The following is a 24,198-nucleotide window of genomic DNA, read 5'->3' on the forward strand; positions in this document are numbered from 1 at the left end:
CGGTGAACTTGCAGGTCGCTTTGTCGACATCGACGGTGCTGGACGACCCCGATCGGCCCATGGGGCGACAGGGGCTGATTCGGCCGATATCGGCAGGGTCCGAGGTTCGGCGCCGGTGCGGTCAGGACCCGGCCTTCCACGGCAGGACCATGGCGCCGCCCCGGTACGGCGCGCGGCGCCCGTCTCGGCAGACGGGCGCCGCGCACTCCCGTGCCGGACGCTGGATAGGCTTGACGCTCATCCAAGGCGTACGTGGGGCAAGAGGGGCAGTGACGTGGCGGTACGAGCGGTCCGGGGCGCCGTCCAGCTGGAGCGGGACGAGGCCGGGCACATGGGCGAGCAGGTCGGTGCGCTGCTCATCGCCCTCCTGGAACGGAACGGCCTGACGCAGGACGACCTGATCAGCATCTGGTTCACGGCCACACCGGACCTGCACTGCGACTTCCCCGCGGCCGCCGCCCGCGGACTCGGCATCGTCGACGTACCGCTGATCTGCGCGCAGGAACTGGACGTCGAGGGCGCCCTGCCCCGCGTCGTCCGCGTACTCGCGCACATCGACACCGACCGGCCCCGCTCCGAGATCACGCACGTGTACCTCGGCGCCGCGGCCGCACTCCGCAAGGACATCGCCCAGTGAGAACCGCCCTCGTCATCGGCACCGGCCTGATCGGCACCTCCGCAGCCCTGGCCCTCGCCTCCCGCGGCGTCGCCGTCCACCTCGCCGACCACGACCCCGAGCAGGCCCGCACCGCCGCCGCGCTCGGCGCGGGCACGGACGAGTCGCCCGCGGGCGTCGTCGACCTCTGCGTCGTCGCCGTGCCGCCCGCGCACGTCGCGACCACGCTGGCCGACGTGATGGGCCGCGGGGTCGCGCGCGCCTACATCGACGTGGCGAGCGTCAAGGGCGGCCCGCGCCGCGAGCTCGAGGCGCTCGGCCTCGACCTCACCCCGTACATCGGCACCCACCCCATGTCCGGGCGCGAGCGCAGCGGCCCGCTGGCCGCCACCGCCGACCTCTTCGAGGGCCGGCCCTGGGTGCTCACGCCGACCCGGGACACCGACACCGAGGTGCTCAACCTCGCCCTGGAGCTCGTCGCCCTCTGCCGGGCCGTGCCCGTCGTCATGGACGCCGACGCCCACGATCGCGCGGTCGCCCTCGTCTCCCACATGCCGCACCTGGTCTCCAGCATGGTCGCGGCCCGCCTGGAGAACGCCGAGGAGTCCGCGGTACGGCTCTGCGGCCAGGGCATCCGCGACGTGACGCGGATCGCCGCGTCCGACCCGCGGATGTGGATCGACATCCTCTCCGCCAACCCCGGCCCGGTCGCCGACCTGCTCGCGGAGGTGGCCTCCGACCTGGACGACACGGTGGCGGCGCTGCGCGCGCTGCAGTCCGCCGACGGAGACAAGCGGACCGAGGGCGCCGCCGGAGTCGAGAACGTGCTGCGGCGCGGCAACGCGGGCCAGGTGAGGGTGCCCGGCAAGCACGGCGCGGCCCCGGCCGCGTACGAGGTCGTCGCGGTGCTCATCAACGACCAGCCGGGCCAGCTGGCCCGTATCTTCGCCGACGCGGACAGCGCGGGCGTCAACATCGAGGACGTCCGCATCGAGCACGCGACCGGGCAGCAGGCCGGTCTGGTGCAGCTGATGATCGATCCGCGGTCCGTGCCGGTGCTGACGGCGGCGCTGCGGGAGCGGGGCTGGTCGATCCGGCGGTAGCGGGCCCGTGCGGGGGCTGTCGGGGCAGGGTGTGCGAGCCAGTAACCTTGTGCGGGGCGCGTTCGCGCCCCGCCTCCCTGGCCCGCGTCATGCGAAAGGTGCCCACAGCCCCGTGGAAACAGCCGAAACCGCCGCCCCGGCAGCCGTGATCGTCGCCATCGACGGACCGTCCGGCACGGGCAAGTCGAGCACCTCGAAGGCTGTCGCCGCCCAGCTCGGCCTCAGCTACCTGGACACCGGTGCCCAGTACCGGGCCATCACCTGGTGGATGGTGCACCACGGCATCGACCTCACCGACCCGACGGCGATCGCCGCCGTCGCGGGCAAGCCCGAGATCGTCTCCGGCACCGACCCGGCCGCCCCGACCATCACGGTCGACGGCACGGACGTCGCGGGGCCGATCCGCACCACCGACGTCACCTCGAAGGTCAGCGCGGTCAGCGCCGTCCCCGAGGTCCGCACCCGCATCACCGAGCTGCAGCGCTCCATCGCGGTCTCGGCCGAGGACGGCATCGTCGTCGAGGGCCGTGACATCGGCACGACCGTGCTGCCCGACGCTGACCTGAAGATCTTCCTCACCGCGTCGCCCGAGGCCCGCGCCGCCCGCCGCTCCGGCGAGCTGAAGGGCGCCGACATCAAGGCGACGCAGGAAGCCCTGATCAAGCGGGACGCGGCCGACTCCAGCCGCAAGACGTCCCCGCTGGCCAAGGCCGACGACGCCGTCGAGGTCGACACCACCGAGCTCACGCTCCAGCAGGTCATCGAGTGCGTCGTCACCCTCGTCGAGGAGAAGCGGGCCGGCAAGTGACTGAAGGTGCTTCCGAGCGGGGCGCGGAGGTCGGCCGCCGCATCGGCGTCGGCCTCATGTACGGCCTGTGGAAGCCGCGGGTGCTCGGCGCCTGGCGGGTGCCCGCGAGCGGCCCCGTGATCCTGGCCGTCAACCACTCGCACAACGTCGACGGGCCGATGGTCATGGGCGTCGCGCCCCGGCCCACGCACTTCCTGATCAAGAAGGAAGCGTTCATCGGGCCCCTCGGCCCGTTCCTGCACCGGATCGGCCAGCTGAAGGTGGACCGCTCGGTCGCCGACCGCACGGCGATCACGCGGGCGCTCGGCGTCCTGGAGCAGGGCGGCGTCCTGGGGATCTTCCCGGAGGGCACCCGGGGCGAGGGCGACTTCGCGTCGCTGCGGGCCGGGCTCGCGTACTTCGCGGTGCGGGCAGGCGCCCCGATCGTGCCGGTCGCGGTGCTGGGAAGCACCGATAGGCCGGGACGGTTGATAAAGCAGCTGCCCCCGCTCCGCAGCCGGGTCGACGTCGTCTTCGGAGATCCCTTCGACGCGGGCGACGGCAGCGGGCGCCGCACGCGCAAGGCGCTCGACGAGGCGACCGTGCGCATCCAGGAGCGGCTCACCGGCCACCTGGAAAACGCCAGGCGCCTGACCGGGCGCTGAGCGAGACTTATCAAGTAGTGCGCAGGACCGACACGAGGCCGGTGCACCGATCACCACGATGAACGACGAGGTACGGACTTCATGAACGACCAGATCCAGCCCGAGGGCGACGGCTTCGCCGAGCACGACCACGGGGCGCTCGGCGACGCCGAGTACGCACAGTTCATGGAGCTCGCCGCCGAAGAGGGCTTCGACGTCGAGGACGTCGAGGGCGCCATCGAGGAGGCGGGCCACGGCCCGCTGCCCGTCCTCGCCGTGATCGGCCGCCCCAATGTCGGCAAGTCGACTCTGGTGAACCGCATCATCGGCCGTCGCGAGGCCGTCGTGGAGGACCGCCCCGGTGTCACCCGCGACCGCGTCACCTATGAGGCCGAGTGGTCGGGCCGCCGCTTCAAGCTCGTCGACACCGGCGGCTGGGAGCAGGACGTGCTCGGCATCGACGCGTCCGTCGCCGCCCAGGCGGAATACGCGATCGAGGCCGCCGACGCCGTGGTCTTCGTCGTCGACGCCACGGTCGGCGCCACCGACACGGACGAGGCCGTCGTGCGCCTGCTCCGCAAGTCGGGCAAGCCCGTCGTGCTCTGCGCCAACAAGGTCGACGGCCCGTCCGGCGAGGCCGACGCCACCGCCCTGTGGTCCCTGGGCCTCGGCGAGCCGCACCCGATCTCCGCGCTGCACGGCCGCGGCACCGGCGACATGCTGGACGCCGTCCTGGAGGCGCTGCCCGAGGCGCCCGCGCAGACCTTCGGCGCGGCCATGGGCGGCCCCCGCCGCATCGCGCTCATCGGCCGTCCGAACGTCGGCAAGTCCTCGCTGCTCAACAAGGTGGCCAACGAGGACCGCGTGGTCGTCAACGAGCTGGCGGGCACCACCCGCGACCCGGTCGACGAGCTCATCGAGCTGGGCGGCGTGACCTGGAAGTTCGTCGACACGGCGGGCATCCGCAAGCGCGTCCACCTCCAGCAGGGCGCGGACTACTACGCCTCGCTGCGCACCGCCGCCGCCGTCGAGAAGGCGGAGGTCGCGGTGATCCTCATCGACGCCTCCGAGGCCATCTCGGTCCAGGACCAGCGCATCGTGACGATGGCCGTCGAGGCGGGCCGCGCGATCGTCGTCGCGTACAACAAGTGGGACACCCTCGACGAGGAGCGCCGCTACTACCTGGAGCGGGAGATCGAGACGGAGCTCGGCCAGGTGGCCTGGGCGCCGCGCGTCAACGTGTCGGCGGCCACCGGGCGCCACATGGAGAAGCTGGTCCCGGCGATCGAGACGGCCCTCGAGGGCTGGGAGACGCGCGTGCCGACCGGGCGTCTGAACGCGTTCCTCGGCGAGATCGTCGCCTCGCACCCGCACCCGGTCCGTGGCGGCAAGCAGCCCCGCATCCTCTTCGGCACGCAGGCCGGCACCAAGCCGCCGCGGTTCGTCTTCTTCGCGTCGGGCTTCATCGAGGCGGGCTACCGCCGCTTCCTGGAGCGCCGTCTGCGCGAGGAGTTCGGCTTCGAGGGCACGCCGATCCACATCTCCGTGCGGGTGCGCGAGAAGCGCGGCCGCAAGAAGTAAGGCGCCCGCGAACGCGTCGTACACAGACCGATGCCCGGCCCCCTCTCGTGGGGAGGCCGGGCATTCGGCTGTCCGGCGGGCGCGCTCAGTGCTCGCGGCGCGGGCCGGGCGGCAGCGCCGCGGGGAACTGGTGGTGGCTCGTGCCGTGGTACTCGTACTGGCCGTGGCGCGCCATCTGGAACGAGGTGTAGCGGGAGTCGTGCCGTCCGTCCGCGCGGTGCTGCATGCCGTACGGCCCCGGGGCGAAGGCGGTGAACCCCAGGTCCTCCTCGCCGCTCCGGTCGCCCGGCAGGGCCCTGAAGGCCCTGCGGTACTCCGAGTACAGCGCGTCGTAGATGGGTGTGGCCGAGTGGCTGCCCGTCGCGTCCTGCGCGGTGCGCATGGACGGGATGGGGCTCTGGTACGCCGGCCGGGGGCGGGAGGGGTCGTATGGATGCACGTATGTGCCAACGAAACGGGCGCCCCCCGGATGCGGGGGCCGCACCGGATTCCCCGTCCGGCAGAAGGGTGACCGGCGCGGTCGGGGCCCGGACGGCCCCCGCGGCCGGGCGGCCGCTCAGGTTCCGGCGAGGGGCAGCGAGCTCGCGACGAGGCGGCCGTGGGTCGCCGCCTTGTCCAGCGCGTCCCGCAGCATGTCCTCGCGCGGCTGCCGGCCGATGGAGCCGACGGGGGCCGCGAAGAGCAGCACGGTCTGGGTCTTGTTGGCCGCGGTCCGCCAGTCCTCGGTGACCTGGAGCGGGTGGTGCGCCTGCCACCAGGCGACGGGGGAGCCGCCGTTGGCGCCGGGCTGCAGGATGGCGTGCAGCTGGCCCATGGCGAGCAGCACCGACCAGCCGGGCAGCGGGGGCGGCACGGTGTCGAGGGAGGCGGCGGGCATGAAGCCCTGCTCGATCAGGAGCTGCAGGAACTCGTCGCCGCCGCCGGGCTCGCTGCCGGGGCGGGCGATGGCCCCGGTCGGCTCCACGACGAGGGCGGGGCGCAGCTCGCCCTCGATCAGGACGAGGCCACTGGTCACACCGAGCACGGCCTGGCTCGGGGCCGCGTCGTCCGCCGTGGCGCCGTCGTCGCCGGTGATCGAACGGACGGCGCCCTGCAACTGCTCCTCGGAGACCGTGACGATCTGGGAGGGCAGGCAGGTGGAGTGGGCGAAGGCCAGCACGGCCGTCTCGTCGCCGACGAACAGGACGGTGCTGGTGCGCTCCTGTTCCGCGTCGCCGGGGGTGCGGCAGGACGTGCAGTCGTAGCTGCCCGGGGTGTTGTCTCCGGCGAGCAGCCGGTCGGCTTCTTCGTCGCCGATCTCGGCGCGTACGTCGTCGCTGACGTCCAGCATGCGCGGCACGGTTGGCTCCTCGGGATCGTCATCTGGGGTGCATGGGGAGGGTGTGGCGGGCCGGACCGTGTCCGGCTCATAAGGACTCAACGGCGGATCAGTGGCGCAAGTCACGCACGAAGACGAACGGAATCGAACCATCCGCAGCGGAGGGTGAAACGGGCGGCGGAATGCATCACTCCGCGCCAACAGATGCTGGAGGCACGGAGGTTGGACCGGTGAGCTGAGTCACAGATCGTCGGCCGGGACGGTCACTAAATCCTGATATCAGCCAATGAAGTGGGTGTCCTGAAGTCGCTGATACCACGGGTAACGCTCAACTGGCCTGGAACGACAAGGACTTGGTTGATAGGGGGCGGAAGGACTCATAGATTCCACCGCCGTGTGCAGCGAGCACCGCTCGGGTACGTCCGCCGGTCGCACCAGCCAGCTCGAGCACCGACACCGGCGGACGGGGCCGGCCGGACCCCGGGCGCCGGATGCGCGAGGGGTCGTACGGCCAGGGGGAGCCCGGGTCCTGCGAGAGGGAAATCCATGTCCGCACGTCCCAAGAGCACGCGCACCATGGCAGTGATCGGAGGGGCCGCGCTCCTGGCCCCCCTGGGCCTGCTCGCCGCGACCGGCCCGGCCGGAGCCGCGGACAGCGGAGTGTGGGACCGCATCGCACGGTGCGAGAGCGGCGGAAACTGGCAGATCAACACGGGCAACGGCTACTACGGCGGGCTGCAGTTCTCCGCCGGTACGTGGCGTGCGTACGGCGGCGGGGCCTATGCGCCGACCGCCGACAGGGCGTCGAAGGCGCAGCAGATCGCCGTCGCCGCCAAGGTGCAGCGGGCGCAGGGATGGGGTGCGTGGCCCTCCTGTGCCGCCCGGGCCGGGGCCTACGGCAGCGCGCCGTCCGCCGCCGCGCCGGTGCCGAAGGCGGCGAAGCCCGCACCCAGGGCCGCGAAGCCCGCACCCAAGGCCGTCGGGCAGCGGCCCGGCGCGACCGCGGGCCACTCCGGCCGGGGCTCCTCGCGCGGCGCTCCCGGCAACTACACCGTCCGGCAGGGCGACACCCTCAGCGTCATCGCGGCCCGGCACGGGACGGACTGGCGGCGGGTGTACGCGGCCAACCGGCAGGTCATCGGCGGTGATCCGGACGTGATCGTGCCGGGGCAGCGGCTGAGCCTCTGATCGGATCGTCCGACCGGGTGGGGGCGGGCTCCGCGGCGGCGCGGCAGGCCACGGGCCCGCCGCGGAGCTGCCTAGCGTGACCCGATGCACCCGAAGTCGATTCTGCGTGTCAGGTCCGTGTCCCTGGTCGTCGGCGCGATCTTCGCGGCGGTGGCGCTGCCCTCGGGCGCCGCTTCGGCGGCCGCGCCGCAGCAGCCGGGCGGCGCATCGAGGCCGTTCGACTGCTCCCTGGACAAGGGCCCGTGGCACTGCCTCGCCGAGTGCGAGAGCAACGGACGATGGCAGAGCAACACGGGCAACGGCTTCTACGGAGGGCTGCAGTTCTGGCAGCCCACCTGGGAGGAGCACGGCGGGCTCAAGTACGCGCCGCGCGCCGATCTCGCCACCCGGGAGGAACAGATCAAGGTGGCCGAGAAGGTGGTGCGCACCCAGGGCTGGAAAGCGTGGCCCGCCTGCTCCAAGGCGGTGCGCATCGAGCGGTTCGACCGACGCGTCCACACGGTGAGGCCGGGCGAGACGCTCAGTTCGGTCGCCCGCCGCTACGACGTGAAGGGAGGCTGGCAGGCCCTGTACAAGACCAACCGGGACAAGGTCGGGAGCCGTCCCGAACGGCTCGCCGTCGGCACGCTCCTCGTCATTCCGGGGCGTGCCGCGGCCGGGCGGGACTGAGCTCTCCCGGCTCCCCGCTGAACACGACCGCGCCCCGGCGCAGTTCGTGCACGACCGCCGTCCGGCCCGCGCCCACCCGCAGGCCGGGCGGCAGCCGCTGCTCGGCGAGGACCACGCAGGCGTCGAGGCTCTGCAGGAGGGCGTACGTGCGGGCCGCGACGGCGGGTGACATGCCCTGGGTCGGCTCATCCAGGAGGATGACGGCCGCGTCGGCCAGCAGGGCCCTGGACAGGGCCAGCATGCGCTGCTCGCCTCCCGAGAGGGTGCCCGCGCGGCGGGACAGGAGCGGGCGCAGCTCGGGGTAGGCGTCCAGCGCGCGTGCGGAGTCCCCGGAGGGGTGGGTGAGGGCGAGGTTCTCCGCGACGGTGAGGGAGGAGAACACGGCGGCTCGGTCCGGCACGAAGCAGAGGCCTTTGGCGGCCCGTTCGTGGGCCGGTTGGCGTGTGATGTCCCGTCCGTCGCGGACGACGGCGCCCGCGGAGAGCGGGACCGTGCCGGCCAGGGCGCGCAGGACGGTGGTCCGGCCCGCGCCGTTGCGGCCGATGAGGATGGTGAGGGCGGTGGTGGCGGGAGCGGGGGCGGCCAGTGTGATGCCGTGGAGGGCTTCCAGGGGGCCGTAGTGGACGCGTGCGTCGCGCAGTTCGATGCCGCGCAGATTGATGCCGTGCGGTTCGGTGTCGTGCGGTTCGGTGTCGTGCGGTTCGATGCCGTGCATTCAGTGTGCCTCTTTCAGGACCTGGCCCGCGGGGCCGCTCGTCACGATGCGGCCCGCCGCCATCACGTGCACGGTGTCGGCGAGGCCCGCCACGAGGTCGAGATCGTGCTCGACGACGAGGAGCGCCATGCCGTCGGCGGCGAGGGCCCGCAGCAGGGTGGCCAGCGCCGCGACCTCGGCCGCGTCCAGGCCTGCGGCCGGCTCGTCCAGGAGGAGGGTGTGGGGGTTGCCGGCCAGGGCTCTGGCCAGTTCCGTGCGTCTGAGGGTGCCGGTGGAGAGGGCGGTGGCGGGGCGGGCGCGGAGGGTCGTCAGGTCCAGGAGGCGGAGGGTCTGGGTGACGGTGGTGGGGGTGTGCGACCTGTTTCCTCGGTCCGCGCCCACCTGGATGTTCTCCTCGATCGTCAGGGACGGGAAGACGGCCAGCTGTTGGAAGGTGCGGGCCATGCCGGCGCGGGTGCGGGCGTGTGCGGGTAGTGCGGTGATGTCGCGGGCGTCGAGTGTGATGCGTCCGGAGGCGGGGCGGAGGGTTCCGGCGAGGCAGTGGAACAGCGTGCTCTTGCCCGCGCCGTTGGGGCCCACGACTGCGGTCACCTGTCCCGGCGGGACGCTGAGGCTGACGTCGTTCAGGGCGGTGAATCCGTTGTAGGCCAGGGTGAGGTGGTGGGCTGTGAGGGTGGGGTGGTGCCGGTGCCGGTGCCGGTATTGGTGTTGGGGCTTGGGTGGGTCGTCCGTGCCGGTCGCGCCGGTCGCTTGTTCGGGGGGCGGGGCCGCGGGGGTGTCTGCGTGCTCGCCATCCCTGCGGCCTGGCCCCTTTGCATCGGCTCGGTCATCGGGGCCACTGTGCTGCGCGCGCAGACACCCCCACGTCCCCTTCCGCCGGTTCGGCGGCTGCGGGGCAGTGGGCTGGTTCGGGGGTTGCGGGGGCCGGGGCCTCCGTGTGCTCTTGTGGTGGTTCGGGGGGTGGTGGGTGGTGGGTGGTAGGGATCTTTGGGCGCGGGTGCCTGTCGGGGTCAGGCGGGGGGTGCGGGTGACATGGTGCGTTGCTGCGCGCAGGGCTTCGTAGGGGCCGCCCGGGAAGCGGCCTATCAGGATCGCCAGGAGGCCTATCAAGGCCGCCGCCAAGCCGCCTCGTGTGCCTGCGTCGAGGCCGACGAGGAGGGCCGCCGCGGCCAGCGCGCCGAGCACGCTGTCCGAGCCGAGGACGAGGACCGCGGCGAACCAGAGCAGGCCGCGTACGGGGTCGTACGCCCCCGCGTCGAACGCCCGTTGGCCCATGGCGAGCATGCCGCCGCCGAGCGCCGCGAGTGCCGCGCCGGTCACGAACGCGGCGAGTTTCAGGGCCGGGACCGGCACCCCCGCCGCCGCGGCGCCCGCCTCGTGGTCCCGCATCGCCGCGAGCGCCCGCCCTGTGCGGCCCCTGCGCAAGGCGACGACCAGGAGCAACGCCCCGGCGAGGAGGGCGAGTTCCAGGACGTAGTACGCGCGGTCGCCCGTGAAGCCCGCGGGGCGGTCCAGGGTCAGGCCCGACGTCGCGTACGGCTGGGTGAAGACGAAACGGCTGACGCCCACGCCCACCGCGAAGGTGGCGAGGGCGAGTGCCAGGCCTCGGCGGCTGATCGCGGGCCGGCCCGTGAGCAGGCCGAGGGGTGCGACGAGGAGGACCGCCACGGCGAGGGCCGGCAGGTGCGGGAGTGCGGGGAGGCCGGGGAAGCGGCCCGCCGTGAGGAGGGCGGTGAAGAGGGCACCGAGGCCCGCGTACGCCGCCTGGCCGAGCGAGATCTGGCCGCCCCTGCCCGTGACGATCACCAGCGAGAGCAGGATCACCGCGAGCGCGGGGACTTGGACCGCTGTCGTCAGATCTGAGCCCGCGAAGCCGAGCGGGATGAGGAAGAGCACCGCCGCCACGGTCCAGGCCCCCGGCGGCGTGGGGACGCGGGCCGTCGCCGTGCGGGGCAGGGCGTCCTGGGAGCCGATGCCGGGCAGGAGCAGCGCCGCGACGAGCAGGGCGATCACGAAGAGGTTCGCGCCCGCGGTTTGGAGGAGTTGCTCCGGGAGGCCGCCCGGGTGCAGGCGCGTCAACTGGCTCTGGGCCACGCCCAGGCCGAGGGCGACCGCCACGGCGACGGGCAGGCTGCGCATGCCGGCGACCACGGCGACCGCCACCACCTCCATGACGAGGAGCGGCATGCCGTACGGGTCGAGACGTACGTAGGGGGCGAGCAGGACACCCGTGAGGCCCGCCGTGAAGGAGCCGAAGGCCCAGCCGGCCGCGGCGACCCGGTCCGCGTCGATGCCCGAGAGCATGGCCAAGTCACGGTTGTCCACGACCGCGCGCAGCTCGCCGCCGAAGCGGGTCCAGCGGGTCACCGCGCCCACCGCGGCGGCGAGGGCGACGGCCGCGCCCAGCTGGGTCCAGGGCTCCGCGGGGAGGAGTTCGGGCGCGTCGTCGCGGGCGCCGGGGCCCCAGAGGAGGGCCGCGCCGCCGACGAGCAGGACGAAGACGCCGATGGAGGCGACCAGGGTCCGCGCCGGGTCCCCGCCGAGCACCGCCAGGGGGCGGAAGACCGCGCGGTCGAGGAGGAGGCCGATGCCGGGCGCGATCAGGAGCAGGGTGACCGCCGCGGCGAGGGGGAGCGGCCAGTGCCATTCGACGGTCAGCTGGCGCAGGAGGTAGGCGCAGACCATCGCGACCGCGCCGTGCGCGAAGTTGAGGACGCCGGTCGCGCGGTGGGTGACGATCAGTCCGATGCCGGTGAGGGCGGCCGCGCTGCCGACCGAGAGCCCGGCCAGTGTGAGGTCGTAGCCCAGGGACGCCACCGGGTCAGTGCTCGGGTGCGGGGGCGGCGGGCGGGTCTTCGGGCTCGGGAGGGCGGCCCGGTTCGCAGATCGGGCAGGGCGCGAGGGCCTGTGCGGAGAGGACCGTGGCGTCCGCGGGGACCGCCTCCGGCTTCCCCGCGACCAGCGGGCAGTCCGCGCGGTGCCAGAGGGTGCCGCCGGGAACCATGAGGGGTGTGCCGTCGGCCGCGGCGCGGGTCCGCTCCGGGGGCGGCGGCGGCTCCGTCGTCACCAGCAGGCCGTACAGCTCCTCGACGCGCGCCGTCGCCAGGACGCTCCTGCCGTGCGTGAGCAGCAGCGTGCCCGCCACGATCAGCGCGGCGCCCGGCACCGTGCAGGACGCGAGGTAGGGCAGCTGCCGCTCGGCGAACCGTTCCCCGGAGACGCCGTACCAGCCGAGCACGCAGAGCACCGCGCCGACGGCGAGCGACGCGCAGGCCGCCCACAGCATGGGGTGCACGGCGCGCAGGCGTGCCGTGCCGGCCGCACCGGCCGTCCGAGCTGTCCGATCCGCCCGCATCGAGGCCCCCTGGGACACGTCGTCGGTCACATCAGTAACGTCGGTGGGCTGTCCATGTCAGCCGATGGCTTGCACTATGCCTTCTGGAAGCCGACGCTGAAAGCTCCGGGCCCGCACGGTCCGGACCGATACCCGGTGGTGACCAGATGGTTCTCGGGATCAGCCCCAGGCGGGGGACGCACCAAGGGCGGGGCAGGGTTCGGAGCGCGGCGCTGGCGGCCGCCGCGGTCCTGCTCGTCGGACCGGCCGCCGCGGCCTGCGGCGACGACAGCGGGGGCGGGGACGGGCCGACACCGCCCGAGCCGTCCGTGGAGAAGACCACCGAGCCGTCCGACGACAGGGGCGGGTCCGCGTCCGCACCCGCCGACCCGGCGGCCGCGGAGAAAGAGGTCACGGAGAACTGGGAGAAGTTCTTCGACCCGAAGACATCGATGAAGGAGAAGGAGACCGTCCTGGAGAACGGTCCCGAGATGCGGGACGTCCTGGAGAGCTTCAGCGGCGACGAGCGCGGCAAGCAGGTCGCGGCGGACGTGACCGAGGTCGGGTTCGGTTCGGCGACGGAGGCGGACGTGACGTACGCGCTGACGCTGAAGGGCGCCACCGCGCTGCCCGACGCGTCGGGGACGGCCGTCAACCAGGACGACACCTGGAAGGTCTCCGTCAAGACCCTCTGCGCCCTGGTGAAGCTGAGCGGCAATGAGTCGCCGGGTCCCGGCTGCTGAGACGCTGCTCGTCGTCGCGGTCCTGCTGGCGGGCGCGGCCTGCGGCAGCCGGCTGCCCGAGAGCGACTTCGAGCGGCGCGGCACGGCGTCCGCGCCGGCCGGGGGAGCGCCGGTCAGGGTCGGCGTCATCGCCAGCGCGACCAGTCCGGTCGGCGGCGCCGCGTTCACCGGGCCGCGCGACGGGGCCAAGGCGTACTTCGACCGGCTGAACGCGCGGGGCGGCATCGGCGGCCGCGAGGTCGAGGTGCTCACCTGTGACGACGGCGGCAGCGGCGTCGGCAACAACGACTGCGTGCACCGGCTCGTCGAGGAGCGGAAGGTCGTCGCGCTCGTCGCCACGTCGTCCCTGGACTACGCCGGCGCGGCCCGTGTCTCGCGGGCCGGCGTGCCCGACATCGGCGGGCAGCCCATCGGGGCGGCGTACGAGACGTACCCGCATCTCTACGGGATCTACGGCAGCCTCGCCCCGCGCGACGGAGAGCCGGGCTGGGACGGCGAGCTGTACGGCGGGACCGAGGTCTACCGCTACTTCAAACGGGAGCAGGGCGCGCGGACCGCGGCCGTCGTCTCCTACAACCAGGCCGCCTCCGCCGCGTACGCCCGGCTCGTCACCCGGGGCCTGAAGGCCGAGGGCTACAAGGTGGTCACCGAACAGGTCGACTTCGCGCTGCCCAACTTCCGCGCCGCCGCCGCCGATCTCAAGGAACAGGGCGCCGACCTGGTCTTCGACGCGATGGACACGCACGGCAACGCCCGGCTGTGCGAGGCGATGGACGACGTCGGCGCGAAGGTCACCGCCAAGGTCACCAACGTGCAGAACTGGACCTCGTCCGTCGGCGACGACTACAAGGACGCGCCCCGCTGCCGCAACGCCCTGTGGGCCACCGGATCGAGCAGGAGCTACGAGGACACGAGCCACCCTGCCGTACGCGAGTTCCGCGCGGCCCTGCGCGGCAAGGCGCTCTCCCAGTGGCACCTGGAGGGCTGGGCCGCCGCCATGTGGTTCACCGACGCCGCGAAGTCCTGCCCGAGCGGCGGTGGCGGCGACGTCACGCGCGCGTGCGTGGACCGCTTCATGAGCCGGAACAAGCCGTACTCGGCGCGGGGGCTGCTGCTTCCCGTGACCTTCGAGCACCGGACGGAGCCGCCGAAGACCCGCAGGACGTGTCTGTCCGTGGCGCGCTGGCGGGACGGTGAGGGATGGGTCACACAGGGCGACATGAGCCAGAATTGTTTCGACGTACCCCAGCTCGCCTACCAGCCTTGATGGACGAGACCGCAAAAAGGTTCCCATCCACGGCTACCGATCAGGCATCTGTTCGGGAACAAGATGGTGAGGAAACCCAACCCTTGGCCAGGAATCCCCGTCTAACCCTCCGGTAGGCGGACGAGGGGGACTGTCCGCATGGAAGCGCGGAATACGGGGACGCATGCACATCTCTTTCCTCATACACAACGCGTACGGAATCGGAGGGACGATCCGGACGACGTACAACCTGGCGAACACGCTGGCCCAACAGCATGACGTCGAGGTCGTATCCGTCTTCCGGCACCGTGACGAGCCTGTCTTCGCGCCTGACCAGCGCGTCCGACTGCGCCACCTCGTCGACCTGCGCAAGAACACGGCCGGCTACGAGGGAGACGACCCCGAGCACCTGCGCCCCGCCCGGACGTTCCCCAGCGCCGAGGGCCGGTACAAGCAGTACAGCGCCCTCACCGACCGGCGCATCGCCGCCCACCTCGCGGGCGTCGACGCGGACGTCGTCATCGGCACCCGGCCCGGCCTCAACGTGCACCTCGCCCGTCAGACCGCGCGCGGGCCGCTGCGCGTCGGCCAGGAGCACCTCACGCTCGACAGCCACAGCAAGGAACTGCGCCGCCAGCTCCGCAGCGTCTACCCCCGCCTCGACGTCCTGACCACGACGACCGAGGCCGACGCCCGCGCGTACACCCGCAAGATGCGGCTGCCCGGCGTACACGTCCAAGCCGTGCCGAACCCCGTCCCCGCGCCCGGCATCGAGCCCGCCGACGGCTCCCACAAGTGGGTCGTCGCGGCAGGCCGCCTCGCCCCGGTGAAGCGGTACGACCTGCTGATCAGGGCCTTCGACAAGGTGCGGCGCGAGCGCCCCGACTGGCGGCTGCGGATCTACGGAGGCGGCAAGCAGAAGGACAAGCTGCGTGCCCTCATCGACGAGCTCGGCCTGTACAACCACGTCTTCCTGATGGGCCCCGCCCACCCGATCGAGCCCGAGTGGGCCAAGGGCTCCATCGCCGCCGTCACCTCCAGCCTGGAGTCCTTCGGCATGACGATCGTCGAGGCGATGCGCTGCGGACTGCCCGTCGTCGCCACCGACTGCCCGCACGGCCCCGGCGAGATCATCTCCAACGGCGTCGACGGCCGGCTCGTCGAGGTCGGCAACGCCGACGCCATCGCCGGCGGACTGCTCGAACTGATCAACAACGACTCGCTCCGGCAGCAGATGGCGGGCGCGGCGCTCCAGGACTCCGAGCGCTTCGACCCGGAACGCATCGCCGAGCGCTACGACACCATGTTCACCGGGATGCTCGCCCGGGGGAGCTCGGTGGGGGGCCGGATGCGCGGCTCTCTGCACCGCACACGCGGCGCGCTGCTCGGGGGCGCGTACGCCGTGCGGGACCTCGGCCGGGCACAGACGAAGGGATCGACCGCATGACGGCCTTGGCCACCTCGCAGGCGGCGCACGCCGGGGACGACCAGGAGGCGTCGGTGGCGCCGCGTGCCGACTGCATCGCGGACTCCGCCGGGGGGCTCACGTTCGACGTCACCGACCCCGGCGAGCCGGGCACGGAGGCCGTCGCGCACCTCGTGCTGCGCCTCCGCGACGCCGAGTCCGCCGACTTCGCCGAGTCCGCCGAGAGCACGGTACGGCTGCCCCTGACCCCGTCGGGCGACGGCAGGCTGCGGGCCGCGCTGCCCAGCAGCGTCGAGCTCGCCGAGGGCCGCTGGAACGCGTACGCGCAGGTCGCGGGCGGTGAGCCGCGCCGCCTCATGCCGGGCGTGAACGACCTGCGCTCACTGGTCGACCGCGCGCCCAGCGGCAGCCGCGGCCATGTCGCGGTGCGCATCCCCTACGCGACGAAGCAGGGCAACCTCTCGGTGCGCAGTTGGCTGCGCGCCCCGCACGCCGAGGCCGGCGAGATAGAGATCTCCGGCGCCGCCATGACCGTACGGGGCCGGGTGTACGGCACCGCGCTCACCGACGCCGGATACGTCGAGGCCGTCCGGCGCGACGAGCCGGACGCCGTCCAGCGGGCCGAGATCACCGCCGAAGGACCGGAGTTCTCCTTCGCGCTGCCGTACGGCCCGCTCGCCGGCCGCGGGGCGGGACCCTGGGACCTGTGGCTGTGCCCGGCCGGTGAGAGCGGCCCGCGGGTGCGCCTCGCCCGGCTCCTCGACGACGTCCCGGACAAGAAGGCGATCTTCACGTACCCGGTCGTGCCGTGTGCGACGGCGGAGCACGGCAGGCTGGAGGCTGGCCCGTACTACACGCTCGACAACGACCTGTCCGTGCGCGTGCGCGAGACCGACGCGGGGAAGGGGACCGGCAAGTAGCGCGGGCGCACCGGCACAATCGCGTCCATGTTGGAGACCTCGGCACGACTGCTCCGCCTGCTCTCCCTGCTGCAGGCCCACCGCGACTGGTCCGGCGCGGACCTCGCCGAACGGCTCGGCGTCACCCCGCGCACGGTCCGGCGCGACGTGGACCGGCTGCGCGAGCTCGGCTACCCCGTGAACGCGAGCCCGGGCACCGGGGGCGGCTATCAGCTCGGCGCCGGGGCCGAGCTGCCGCCGCTGCTCCTGGACGACGACGAGGCGGTCGCGGTCGCCGTCGGGCTGCGCACCGCCGCGGGACAGGGCGTCGAGGGCATCGGCGAGAGCTCGGTGCGTGCGCTCTCCAAGCTCGAACAGGTGCTGCCGAACCGGCTGCGCCGCCGCGTGGGCGCCCTGAACGCCTTCACCGTGCCGCTGTTGCGCGCCCCGCAGCGGCAGGGCGTCGACCCGGCGGTCCTCACCGAACTCGCCGACCTCTGCCGGGACTCGGAGCGGCTGCGCTTCGACTACCGCGACCACGGCGGCACTTCCACCCGCAGGACGGTGGAGCCGCACCGTCTGGTCTGCACCGAGCGCCGCTGGTACCTCGTGGCGTGGGACCTCGACCGCGAGGACTGGCGTACGTTCCGCGCGGACCGCATCGACCCGCGGCCGCCGCACGGCCCCCGCTTCGCGCCCCGCACCCCGCCGGCCGAGGATCTCGCCGCCTATGTCGCGCAGGGCCTCTCCACGCGCGCGTACGCCACGCACGCCGTCGTCCGCCTCCTCGTCCCCCTCGACGAGGCGGCCCAGCGGCTCTCGCCCGCCGACGGCACCCTGGAGGCCGAGACCGCGCGGACCTGTCTGCTGCGCACGGGCGCGACGAGCCTGGACGTGATGGTCTTCCACGTACTGTTCCTGGGCATGGAGTTCGAGGTCGTCGAGCCCGCGGAGCTCTCCGAGCGCATCGAGGCGTCCAGGGATCTGCTCAGCCGGGCTCTGGACCGGGGTGCCCCGGGCCGGGGTGGTCCGTCTGCAGATCGTCGGGCCGCCGTTCCGGGTCCCGGCCCGCGTCCTGCGCCTCGTACGCCGCGTACTCGGGATGGTGCAGATCGAACGCCGGGGACTCGGAGCGGACCCGGGGCAGCGTGACGAAGTTGTGCCGCGGCGGCGGGCAGGAGGTCGCCCACTCCAGGGAGCGGCCGAAGCCCCAGGGGTCGTCGACCTCGACCTTCTCGCCGTACTTGGCGGTCTTCCAGACGTTGTAGAGGAACGGCAGCGTCGACATGCCGAGCAGGAACGCCCCGATGGACGAGACCGTGTTGAGCACCGTGAAGCCGTCCGCCGCCAGGTAGTCCGCGTACCGCCGCGGCATGCCCTCGGCGCCCAGCCAGTGCTGGACGAGGAACGTCGTGTGGAAGCCCACGAAGAGCGTCCAGAAGTGGATCTTCCCGAGCCTTTCGTCGAGCATCTTGCCCGTCAGCTTCGGCCACCAGAAGTAGAAGCCGCCGAAGGTCGCGAAGACGACGGTGCCGAACACGACGTAGTGGAAGTGCGCGACGACGAAGTACGTGTCGGTGACGTGGAAGTCGATGGGCGGCGAGGCGAGCAGGACGCCGGTGAGGCCGCCGAAGAGGAAGCTCACCAGGAACCCGACCGCCCACAGCATGGGTGTCTCGAAGGACAGCGAGCCCTTGAGCATCGTGCCCGTCCAGTTGAAGAACTTCACGCCCGTCGGGACGGCGATGAGGAAGGACATGAAGGAGAAGAACGGCAGCAGGACCCCGCCGGTGGCGAACATGTGGTGCGCCCACACGACCACGGAGAGACCGGTGATGGCCGTCGTCGCGCCGACCAGCGGCAGGTAGCCGAAGATCGGCTTCCGGCTGAAGACAGGGATGATCTCCGTGATGATGCCGAAGAACGGCAGCGCGATGATGTAGACCTCGGGATGCCCGAAGAACCAGAAGAGGTGCTGCCACAGCAGCGCACCGCCGTTCTCCGGGGCGAAGACGAGCGAGTTGAGGCGTCGGTCCGCCTCCAGGACGAGCAGCGCGGCGGCGAGCACGGGGAACGCGATCAGCACCAGGATCGACGTGAAGAGCACGTTCCAGGTGAAGATGGGCATCCGGAACATCGTCATGCCGGGCGCCCGCATGCCGATGATGGTGGTCAGGAAGTTCACCGAGCCGAGGATCGTGCCGAAGCCGGAGAGCGCGAGCCCCATGATCCACAGGTCGGCGCCGATGCCCGGTGACCGTTCCATGCTGTTGAGCGGGGCGTACGCGAACCAGCCGAACGCGGCGGGTCCGGTCGGCACGAGGAGCGAGCCGAGGACCATCAGGCCGCCGAAGAGGAACAGCCAGTACGAGAGCATGTTCAGCCGCGGGAAGGCGACGTCGGGCGAGCCGATCTGCAGCGGCATGATCTCGTTGGCGAACCCCGCGAACGTCGGCGTCGCGAAGAGCAGCAGCATGATCGTGCCGTGCAGGGTGAAGGCCTGGTTGAACTCCTCGTTGCTCATCAGCTGGAGCCCGGGGCGGGCCAGTTCGGCCCGCATGAGCAGGGCGAGCACCCCGGCGATCAGGAAGAAGACGAACGACGTGATCAGGTAGAGGTGGCCGATCTTCTTGTGGTCCGTGGTGGTCAGCCAGTCCACGACGATCCGGCCGCGAGGCCGGTCCCGCACCGGTCGTTCGGCCGCCCGCGCCGTCTCGGTCCCCATCGCCGCCCGCCCCTTCGCCCTCGCGTCCCGGGCTCGCCCGACGCTGCCCGCCCGAAGCTGTTCGAAGCCCACCCATGATGCTCGCGTCGCCGCGCGACCGACAGGGGGCGAGCCGGAATGGCGAATTCCTCCACACTTCGTCACCTTCCGCGCGAGGGCCGGGATTCGGGAAAGCAGACGTCCGGAAAAGGGCGTGACGACGGGGCGCGTTCTTATTCGGACCGGTCTTTTCCGGGCGTATGGGAGAACCCTTCCGAGTGACGTTCGGACACTCGTGAATTACGTCGGTACAAGTACGGAACCGCCCGTACGTGTGACGGAGTTCGACCAAAACGCGCGTCGTGATCCTGTGACGAAAGCGTGACCGGAGAGGTATCGGTGACACAAGGTGCATGCCTCCCGGCCTTCCCCGGCGGGGCCGCGCTCGCCTACCGTGGCGGGCATGGCACCTATCCCGACCCCTCCCACAGAGCCCCAGGACAGCCCGGACGGTTATGTCGGCCTGCCGGCCGACGGCGCCGAGCGGCAGGCGCGCGAGCGCGGCTGGTCCACCGTCAGGTCGCTGCGGCCGGGCGCGATCATCACGATGGAGTACCTCGCGGGGCGGCTCAACTTCGAGGTCGAGGACGGCGTCGTGGCGCGCTGCTGGAAGGGCTGAGCCGCCCTCAGGGGCCCGCCCTCACCCCGCGGGACGCCCGGCGAGCGCATGACGGAAGGCCCCGGTTCCGATGGGGAACCGGGGCCTTCGCGGTGCGGGGGATGGGCTGTGCGTACCGGCCCCCGCCGTTCTCGGGTCAGCCGCCCGCCACCGGGCGGGCCGACGTGGTGCCGCGCGGCACGCGGTCGGAGTGCGGCGGGCGGCGGCTGCCCGCAGGGGTGACCGGGGTCCGCTCCGAGCGGGCCGTGTGCGGTCCGGGCGCCAGGTAGGCCGCGGGGCGTGCGCCGCGGGCGGCGGCGACCGGCTCGCGCACGGGTGCGTCGCCCTCCGCGAACGTGCGCTGCGGGACCATGGCGGTGGCGCCGACCGGCGCAGGGCCGGGCTCCGGCACCGTGATGATGCCGGTGCGGCGGGCCCGCCAGGCCTCGCGGACGCTGAAGATCATGGCCTCGACGCGGGCGATCAGCGTCTCGAACCAGGGCAGCGCGAGCAGGATGAGCAGACCCGCGGCCCAGCCGAGGAAGACGTCGCTCAGCCAGTGCGTACCGAGGTAGACGGTGGTGAGGCCGACGCTCAGCGAGACCACCGCGGAGAGGGCCGACAGATAGCGGCGGGTACGCGGGGTCGAGGCGAGGTAGGCCAGGATTCCCCAGGTCACGACGGCGTTGGCGGTGTGGCCCGAAGGGAATATATCGCCGCCGAGCCACATCTCGTTCGAGCCGATCGCGGTGGCGTAGTGCGGGCCGAGGCGGCCCATGCCGATCTTGGCGGCGCCCACGGTGACGTTGAGCAGGAGGAGGGCGGCGCCGAACATGAGGAGCGGGCGCAGCGTGTGCTGCCGCCAGGAGCGCCAGCCGAGCCAGGCCGCGACCATCACGGCCGTCGGGCCGCGCTGGCCGAGCACGACCCAGTAGTCGAGGAAGGCGTGGATCTCCGGCCACTGCTGGTAGGGCCGGAAGAACATGACCTGCCAGTCGAACCGCACCAGCCACGAGGTGGTCAGCACGGCGACGACGATGGCCAGGTAGAAGGCCAGGGTCGCGCTGAAGAGCACGACCCTGTGCCGGCTCATCCTCGGCACATCGAGGTGGGCCGGTCGTTCCGGCTCACGGTCCAGCCGGGCGAAGACCCGGTCAAGACGGGTGAGGTTTCGTTCGGTACGCACCCAATCGACGTTACAGCGAGTGAGTGCGGCACTAGGCCGAATCAGTGGCTTTGTGATGACGATGTGATGTGGGATTGATCTCAACACGGGGTTTATTCCCGTGGTTTGTTTATTCCGCACCGACCGCCTTAGTCAATTGGCTGATCATTTCCGGCGCGGTTTTATGCCCCTTATGAATTCGTTCACCGGGTCCTGGCGCGGAATTTGCCCTTCGCTCACCGGAGGGCACGGAAATGATCATGACGCGATCAGGGCGGGCCCGAGCCGTGCAGCCAGAACGCCCCATAGACCGCGCTCGCCACCGCCACACCCCCGAGGACCAGCGCAGACCTGGACGTCCGCAGCCGGGCGAGCGCCACCGCGACCGGCAGCAGGAGCGGGAAGGCGGGCATCAGGAGCCGCGGCTTCGAGCCGAAGTAGCCGGCCGCGCAGAGGGCGAGCACGACGACGACCCCGCAGTAGACGAGCAGCGGCAGCGGCTGCCCACGGCGCACGCCCAGAACGTACAGCCACACGACCAGACCGACGCCGACGATCAGGCCGAGGCCCGCGAGGGCGCCCGGCACCGAGGTGAACTTCTCCCCGACGAAGCGCACGAAGGCGTAGCCGAAGTCGAAGCCGTTGCCCCAGCCGGCCTGGACGTCGAGATAGCCGAAGAGCCCGCCCCCGGTGCGGTGCCCCACCCACAGGACGTAGGCCGCGGCGCCCAGCGGGGCCAGGACCACGCCGAGCAGCATGCGCCGCTCCGCCCGCCGCTCCCGGCACATCCGGACGGCGGCCGCCGCCCAGATCGCGGCGACCACCGCCGCGCCCACCGGCCGCGTGAGCCCCGCCAGCGAGGCGAGCGCGCCAGCCGTCACCCAGCGCTCCCTGAGCACCGCGTACAACGACCAGGCCGCGAGCGCCGTGAACAGTGACTCGCTGTACGCCATCGACTGCACGATGCCGACCGGCAGCACCGCCCACAGCGCGGCCGCGCAGATCCCGGCCCGCCGCCCGTACACGCGCTCGGCGACCGCGAAGATCCCGGCGGCCGCGAAGAGCGACGCGACCCCGCTCACCACGAGCCCCGCGTCGGCGTACGACAACGGGCTCACCGCCGACACGAGCCGCTCCAGCCAGGGCAGCAGCGGGAAGAACGCGAGGTTCGAGTGGACGCTGCCGTCCGGGAGCGTCACTTCCCAGCCGTATCCGTGCTCGGCGACGCGGGTGTACCAGAGGGAGTCCCAGCGGGCGGACAGCAGCGTGTGCGGGCTCTTGCCCGCCGCCGCGCCCCAGACCGCGAGGACGGCGACGCCCAGCGCGCGCACCCCCGCGTACACGAGGAGCGCGGGCGCCGCGCGGCGCAGCACGGAGCCCGCCGGGGCCGGCGGAAGGCGTTGATCAAGATCTGTCACGCGCTCGATTATCGGGCGTCCCGGGAACCGGACGCGGCCACGGGGCGTGGCCGAAGGACAGGGGGCGTGGTGCACGCCACATCACATCCGTACAACCGTGAGAGGTCCGCCACGCGCCCCGGGCGCGGACTCGCGTACTCTGACGGCTCACTCGCCCTGTCTGCGCCGCCGGAGCCGGGACTTCACCACCCCGCAGGCCGCCGATGCGAGGGACCACTGGGAGGTACGCACATGTCCGGGACGACCACGGCCGCAGCACCGCAGGGCCGTCGGGGATCCGGGGCCGGTGCCGGGGCCAATCGCTGGGTCGTGCTCGTCGTCCTCTGCGTGAGCCTGCTGCTCGTCGCCGTCGACGCCACCGTGCTGCACGTCGCCGTGCCCGCGGTCACCGAGGACCTGAAGCCCGGCGCCATCGAACTGCTGTGGATCGTCGACATCTATCCACTCGTCTGCGCCTCGCTCCTCATCCTCTTCGGCACGCTCGGCGACCGCGTCGGCCGCAGACGCGTCCTCCTCCTCGGATACGCGCTCTTCGGCGTCGCCTCCGCGGTCGCGGCCCTCGCGGACAACGCGCAGGTCCTCATCGCGGCCCGCGCGCTGCTCGGCGTCGGCGGCGCGATGATCATGCCCGCGACGCTTTCGATCCTGCGCCAGGTCTTCCCCGACCGGCGCGAGCGGGCCGTCGCCATCGGCATATGGAGTGCGGTCGCCGCGGTGGGCGCGGCCGTCGGGCCGCTGCTCGGCGGGTTCCTCCTCGAGCACTTCTGGTGGGGCTCGGTCTTCCTCATAAACATCCCGTTGATGCTGGTCAGCCTGCCCATCGGCCGCTGGCTGCTGCCCGAGTCGACCGGCGACAGGGACGGGCCGTGGGACGTGGTCGGCGCGCTGATGGCCGCGACCGGGCTCTTCGGCCTCGTCCTCGGGGTGAAGCGGCTCGGTGGCGGCGAGGACCCGCTCGGCCTCACGACCCTCCTCTCCCTCTTCCTCGGCGGCGCCCTGCTCATCGGGTTCGTCCGCCGGCAGCGGCGGCGCAGGCATCCGCTGGTCGACCTGTCGATGTTCATGCGGCCCGCGTTCAGCACGTCGGTCGGCTGCATCGTCCTCGCCATGCTCGCCCTCGTGGGCCTCGAACTGATCGCCGCGCAGTACCTCCAGCTGGTGCTGGGACTCTCCCCGCTGGAGACGGGGCTGCGACTGCTCCCTCTGACGATCGCCGCGATGGCCGCGGGCCTCGCGGGCTCGAAGATGCTCAGCGGTCTCGGGCCGCGCGCGATGGTCTGCGCCGGCTTCTGTCTGACCGCGTTCGCCGTGCTGCTGCTCACGGGCATGGGCGGACACGCGAACGATGCGCTGCTGCTTGTCGGGTTCGTGCTGCTCGGTTTCGGCCTGGAGACGACGCTCTTCGGCGCGTACGAGTCGATGCTGAGCGAGGCGCCGCAGGCGCAGGCGGGCGGCGCGGCCGCGATCGGCGAGACGTCCTACCAGCTCGGCGCGGGCATCGGCATCGCGCTGCTCGGCAGCGTCATGAACGCGGCGTACGCGCCGGGGCTGTCGTCGGTGCACGGGGTGTCGGCCGCGGACAGCGCGGCGGCGGGGCATTCGCTCGGGGAGGCGTACGAAGTCGCCGCGCGGGTCGGGGGCGGGGCGGGGGCCGCGCTCCGGAGCGCGGCTCGGGACTCCTTCGTGCACGGGCTGCATGTGACCTTGCTGGTCAGTGCGGGGTTGCTGTTGCTCGGTGCGGTGGCTGCGCTGAGGTTGCCGCGGGGCATGGAGTGTGGTGTGCCTGCGCCTGCGGGGCGGGCCGAGCAGGGGGTGCCGGCGCCCCGTGACCCGGCGCGGGTCGGGGCGGGGTCGTCCGTGGACGTCTGACCTTCTCGGGCTCCGCCGGGTTCTTCGGGTGCGGGTTGGCGGTGGTTGTTTGCGCAGTTCCCCGCGCCCCTTTGAGGGGCTGGGTTCTTCGGCCGCGGGTGGTTTGTGGCTTGTC

The 24,198-nt window shown here is 72.5% G+C and carries 21 protein-coding genes and 1 pseudogene; 14 read left to right on the forward strand and 8 right to left on the reverse strand.

The genetic code is table 11. The features are described 5' to 3' along the window. Window positions 1–274 precede the first annotated feature (274 nt). The 5 genes from aroH (at window position 275) to der (ending at window position 4,731) form a co-directional block, all read left to right on the forward strand. The gene (gene aroH / locus AC07DO_RS24255) at window positions 275–637 is read left to right on the forward strand and encodes a chorismate mutase (protein ID WP_479062551.1); all 363 of its coding nucleotides are present in this window, start codon (window positions 275–277) and stop codon (window positions 635–637) included. Beyond that, window positions 634–1,719, forward strand: a complete 1,086-nt coding sequence (locus tag AC07DO_RS24260) for a prephenate dehydrogenase (protein ID WP_479062553.1) — start codon at window positions 634–636, stop codon at window positions 1,717–1,719. Before aroH ends, AC07DO_RS24260 begins: the two co-directional genes overlap by 4 nt. A gap of 112 nt (window positions 1,720–1,831) precedes the next feature. After that, window positions 1,832–2,527, forward strand: coding sequence for a (d)CMP kinase (gene cmk / locus AC07DO_RS24265; protein WP_479062555.1), 696 nt, complete (start codon window positions 1,832–1,834; stop codon window positions 2,525–2,527). A gap of 56 nt (window positions 2,528–2,583) precedes the next feature. Further along, window positions 2,584–3,171, forward strand: coding sequence for a lysophospholipid acyltransferase family protein (locus AC07DO_RS24270; protein ID WP_479063232.1), 588 nt, complete (start codon window positions 2,584–2,586; stop codon window positions 3,169–3,171). A gap of 81 nt (window positions 3,172–3,252) precedes the next feature. After that, window positions 3,253–4,731: a ribosome biogenesis GTPase Der gene (gene der / locus AC07DO_RS24275; protein ID WP_479062557.1), complete on the forward strand. Its 1,479-nt coding sequence runs from the start codon at window positions 3,253–3,255 to the stop codon at window positions 4,729–4,731. A gap of 85 nt (window positions 4,732–4,816) precedes the next feature. Here der and AC07DO_RS24280 read toward each other — a convergent pair whose 3' ends face one another. Both AC07DO_RS24280 and AC07DO_RS24285 read right to left on the reverse strand, forming a co-directional pair. Next, window positions 4,817–5,113, reverse strand: coding sequence for a hypothetical protein (locus AC07DO_RS24280; protein ID WP_479062558.1), 297 nt, complete (start codon window positions 5,111–5,113; stop codon window positions 4,817–4,819). 174 nt (window positions 5,114–5,287) lie between these two features. Next, window positions 5,288–6,070 carry a hypothetical protein gene (locus tag AC07DO_RS24285; RefSeq protein ID WP_479062560.1) on the reverse strand — a complete coding sequence of 261 codons (783 nt, stop codon included), beginning with the start codon at window positions 6,068–6,070 and terminating at the stop codon, window positions 5,288–5,290. A gap of 525 nt (window positions 6,071–6,595) precedes the next feature. Here AC07DO_RS24285 and AC07DO_RS24290 point away from each other — a divergent pair. After that, window positions 6,596–7,237: a LysM peptidoglycan-binding domain-containing protein gene (locus AC07DO_RS24290; protein WP_479062561.1), complete on the forward strand. Its 642-nt coding sequence runs from the start codon at window positions 6,596–6,598 to the stop codon at window positions 7,235–7,237. Between the two features lie 84 nt (window positions 7,238–7,321). Next, window positions 7,322–7,906, forward strand: coding sequence for a LysM peptidoglycan-binding domain-containing protein (locus tag AC07DO_RS24295; protein ID WP_479062562.1), 585 nt, complete (start codon window positions 7,322–7,324; stop codon window positions 7,904–7,906). Here AC07DO_RS24295 and AC07DO_RS24300 read toward each other — a convergent pair. The 3 genes from AC07DO_RS24300 to AC07DO_RS24310 are packed head-to-tail and all read right to left on the reverse strand — an operon-like array spanning window position 7,872 to window position 11,976. Further along, window positions 7,872–8,621: an ATP-binding cassette domain-containing protein gene (locus AC07DO_RS24300; protein WP_479062563.1), complete on the reverse strand. Its 750-nt coding sequence runs from the start codon at window positions 8,619–8,621 to the stop codon at window positions 7,872–7,874. The genes AC07DO_RS24295 and AC07DO_RS24300 overlap by 35 nt on opposite strands. Next, on the reverse strand, window positions 8,622–11,438 hold the full coding sequence (locus AC07DO_RS24305; RefSeq protein ID WP_479062565.1) for an ABC transporter permease subunit: 2,817 nt from the start codon (window positions 11,436–11,438) through the stop codon (window positions 8,622–8,624). It abuts the gene before it with no gap. 4 nt (window positions 11,439–11,442) lie between these two features. Then, complete coding sequence (locus AC07DO_RS24310) at window positions 11,443–11,976, reverse strand: hypothetical protein (RefSeq protein ID WP_479063234.1); 534 nt, start codon at window positions 11,974–11,976, stop codon at window positions 11,443–11,445. A 146-nt stretch (window positions 11,977–12,122) separates the two neighbouring features. On the opposite strand from AC07DO_RS24310, the gene AC07DO_RS24315 reads away from it, so the two are divergent. The 5 genes from AC07DO_RS24315 to AC07DO_RS24335 all read left to right on the forward strand — a co-directional run bounded on the left by AC07DO_RS24315 (window position 12,123) and on the right by AC07DO_RS24335 (window position 17,421). After that, window positions 12,123–12,698 carry an MTB12 C-terminal domain-containing protein gene (locus AC07DO_RS24315; RefSeq protein WP_479062567.1) on the forward strand — a complete coding sequence of 192 codons (576 nt, stop codon included), beginning with the start codon at window positions 12,123–12,125 and terminating at the stop codon, window positions 12,696–12,698. Continuing rightward, on the forward strand, window positions 12,673–13,965 hold the full coding sequence (locus tag AC07DO_RS24320; protein WP_479062569.1) for an ABC transporter substrate-binding protein: 1,293 nt from the start codon (window positions 12,673–12,675) through the stop codon (window positions 13,963–13,965). The genes AC07DO_RS24315 and AC07DO_RS24320 overlap by 26 nt, the downstream gene beginning before the upstream one ends. Before the next feature lie 163 nt (window positions 13,966–14,128). Further along, on the forward strand, window positions 14,129–15,391 hold the full coding sequence (locus AC07DO_RS24325; protein WP_479062570.1) for a glycosyltransferase family 4 protein: 1,263 nt from the start codon (window positions 14,129–14,131) through the stop codon (window positions 15,389–15,391). Next, window positions 15,388–16,290 carry a hypothetical protein gene (locus tag AC07DO_RS24330; protein ID WP_479062571.1) on the forward strand — a complete coding sequence of 301 codons (903 nt, stop codon included), beginning with the start codon at window positions 15,388–15,390 and terminating at the stop codon, window positions 16,288–16,290. Before AC07DO_RS24325 ends, AC07DO_RS24330 begins: the two co-directional genes overlap by 4 nt. A 27-nt stretch (window positions 16,291–16,317) precedes the next feature. Next, a complete protein-coding gene (locus tag AC07DO_RS24335) occupies window positions 16,318–17,421 on the forward strand; it encodes a helix-turn-helix transcriptional regulator (RefSeq protein ID WP_479062573.1) in 1,104 nt (367 codons plus the stop codon). Here the strand turns inward: AC07DO_RS24335 and ctaD are convergent. After that, window positions 17,327–18,994 (reverse strand): annotated as a pseudogene (ctaD, locus tag AC07DO_RS24340) (aa3-type cytochrome oxidase subunit I); the annotation flags it as partial. The gene AC07DO_RS24335 and the pseudogene ctaD overlap by 95 nt on opposite strands. A 442-nt stretch (window positions 18,995–19,436) precedes the next feature. Between ctaD and AC07DO_RS24345 the strand changes: the two are divergent. Continuing rightward, a complete protein-coding gene (locus tag AC07DO_RS24345) occupies window positions 19,437–19,652 on the forward strand; it encodes an I78 family peptidase inhibitor (protein ID WP_479062575.1) in 216 nt (71 codons plus the stop codon). A 136-nt stretch (window positions 19,653–19,788) separates the two neighbouring features. Here the strand turns inward: AC07DO_RS24345 and AC07DO_RS24350 are convergent, their stop codons facing one another. Together AC07DO_RS24350 and AC07DO_RS24355 are read right to left on the reverse strand one after the other, a co-directional pair. Then, window positions 19,789–20,817 carry a phosphatase PAP2 family protein gene (locus AC07DO_RS24350; RefSeq protein ID WP_479062577.1) on the reverse strand — a complete coding sequence of 343 codons (1,029 nt, stop codon included), beginning with the start codon at window positions 20,815–20,817 and terminating at the stop codon, window positions 19,789–19,791. 248 nt (window positions 20,818–21,065) lie between these two features. Then, window positions 21,066–22,214, reverse strand: a complete 1,149-nt coding sequence (locus AC07DO_RS24355) for a glycosyltransferase family 39 protein (protein WP_479062578.1) — start codon at window positions 22,212–22,214, stop codon at window positions 21,066–21,068. A 231-nt stretch (window positions 22,215–22,445) separates the two neighbouring features. On the opposite strand from AC07DO_RS24355, the gene AC07DO_RS24360 reads away from it, so the two are divergent. Further along, window positions 22,446–24,083 (forward strand): MFS transporter, encoded by a 1,638-nt coding sequence (locus AC07DO_RS24360; RefSeq protein ID WP_479062580.1) that lies wholly within the window; start codon window positions 22,446–22,448, stop codon window positions 24,081–24,083. Window positions 24,084–24,198 lie beyond the last annotated feature (115 nt).

The sequence above is a fragment of the Streptomyces sp. NPDC045678 genome (assembly GCF_056432085.1).

Bases quoted from the DNA above. Each gene is read 5' to 3' on its own strand.
- AC07DO_RS24280 (WP_479062558.1), bottom strand. From the start codon at position 5,113: ATGCGCACCGCGCAGGACGCGACGGGCAGCCACTCGGCCACACCCATC.
- AC07DO_RS24330 (WP_479062571.1), top strand. From the start codon at position 15,388: ATGACGGCCTTGGCCACCTCGCAGGCGGCGCACGCCGGGGACGACCAG.
- AC07DO_RS24315 (WP_479062567.1), top strand. From the start codon at position 12,123: ATGGTTCTCGGGATCAGCCCCAGGCGGGGGACGCACCAAGGGCGGGGC.
- AC07DO_RS24335 (WP_479062573.1), top strand. From the start codon at position 16,318: ATGTTGGAGACCTCGGCACGACTGCTCCGCCTGCTCTCCCTGCTGCAG.
- AC07DO_RS24290 (WP_479062561.1), top strand. From the start codon at position 6,596: ATGTCCGCACGTCCCAAGAGCACGCGCACCATGGCAGTGATCGGAGGG.
- AC07DO_RS24300 (WP_479062563.1), bottom strand. From the start codon at position 8,621: ATGCACGGCATCGAACCGCACGACACCGAACCGCACGACACCGAACCG.
- AC07DO_RS24320 (WP_479062569.1), top strand. From the start codon at position 12,673: ATGAGTCGCCGGGTCCCGGCTGCTGAGACGCTGCTCGTCGTCGCGGTC.
- AC07DO_RS24360 (WP_479062580.1), top strand. From the start codon at position 22,446: ATGTCCGGGACGACCACGGCCGCAGCACCGCAGGGCCGTCGGGGATCC.
- der (WP_479062557.1), top strand. From the start codon at position 3,253: ATGAACGACCAGATCCAGCCCGAGGGCGACGGCTTCGCCGAGCACGAC.
- AC07DO_RS24325 (WP_479062570.1), top strand. From the start codon at position 14,129: ATGCACATCTCTTTCCTCATACACAACGCGTACGGAATCGGAGGGACG.
- AC07DO_RS24345 (WP_479062575.1), top strand. From the start codon at position 19,437: ATGGCACCTATCCCGACCCCTCCCACAGAGCCCCAGGACAGCCCGGAC.
- AC07DO_RS24295 (WP_479062562.1), top strand. From the start codon at position 7,322: ATGCACCCGAAGTCGATTCTGCGTGTCAGGTCCGTGTCCCTGGTCGTC.
- AC07DO_RS24270 (WP_479063232.1), top strand. From the start codon at position 2,584: ATGTACGGCCTGTGGAAGCCGCGGGTGCTCGGCGCCTGGCGGGTGCCC.
- AC07DO_RS24310 (WP_479063234.1), bottom strand. From the start codon at position 11,976: ATGCGGGCGGATCGGACAGCTCGGACGGCCGGTGCGGCCGGCACGGCA.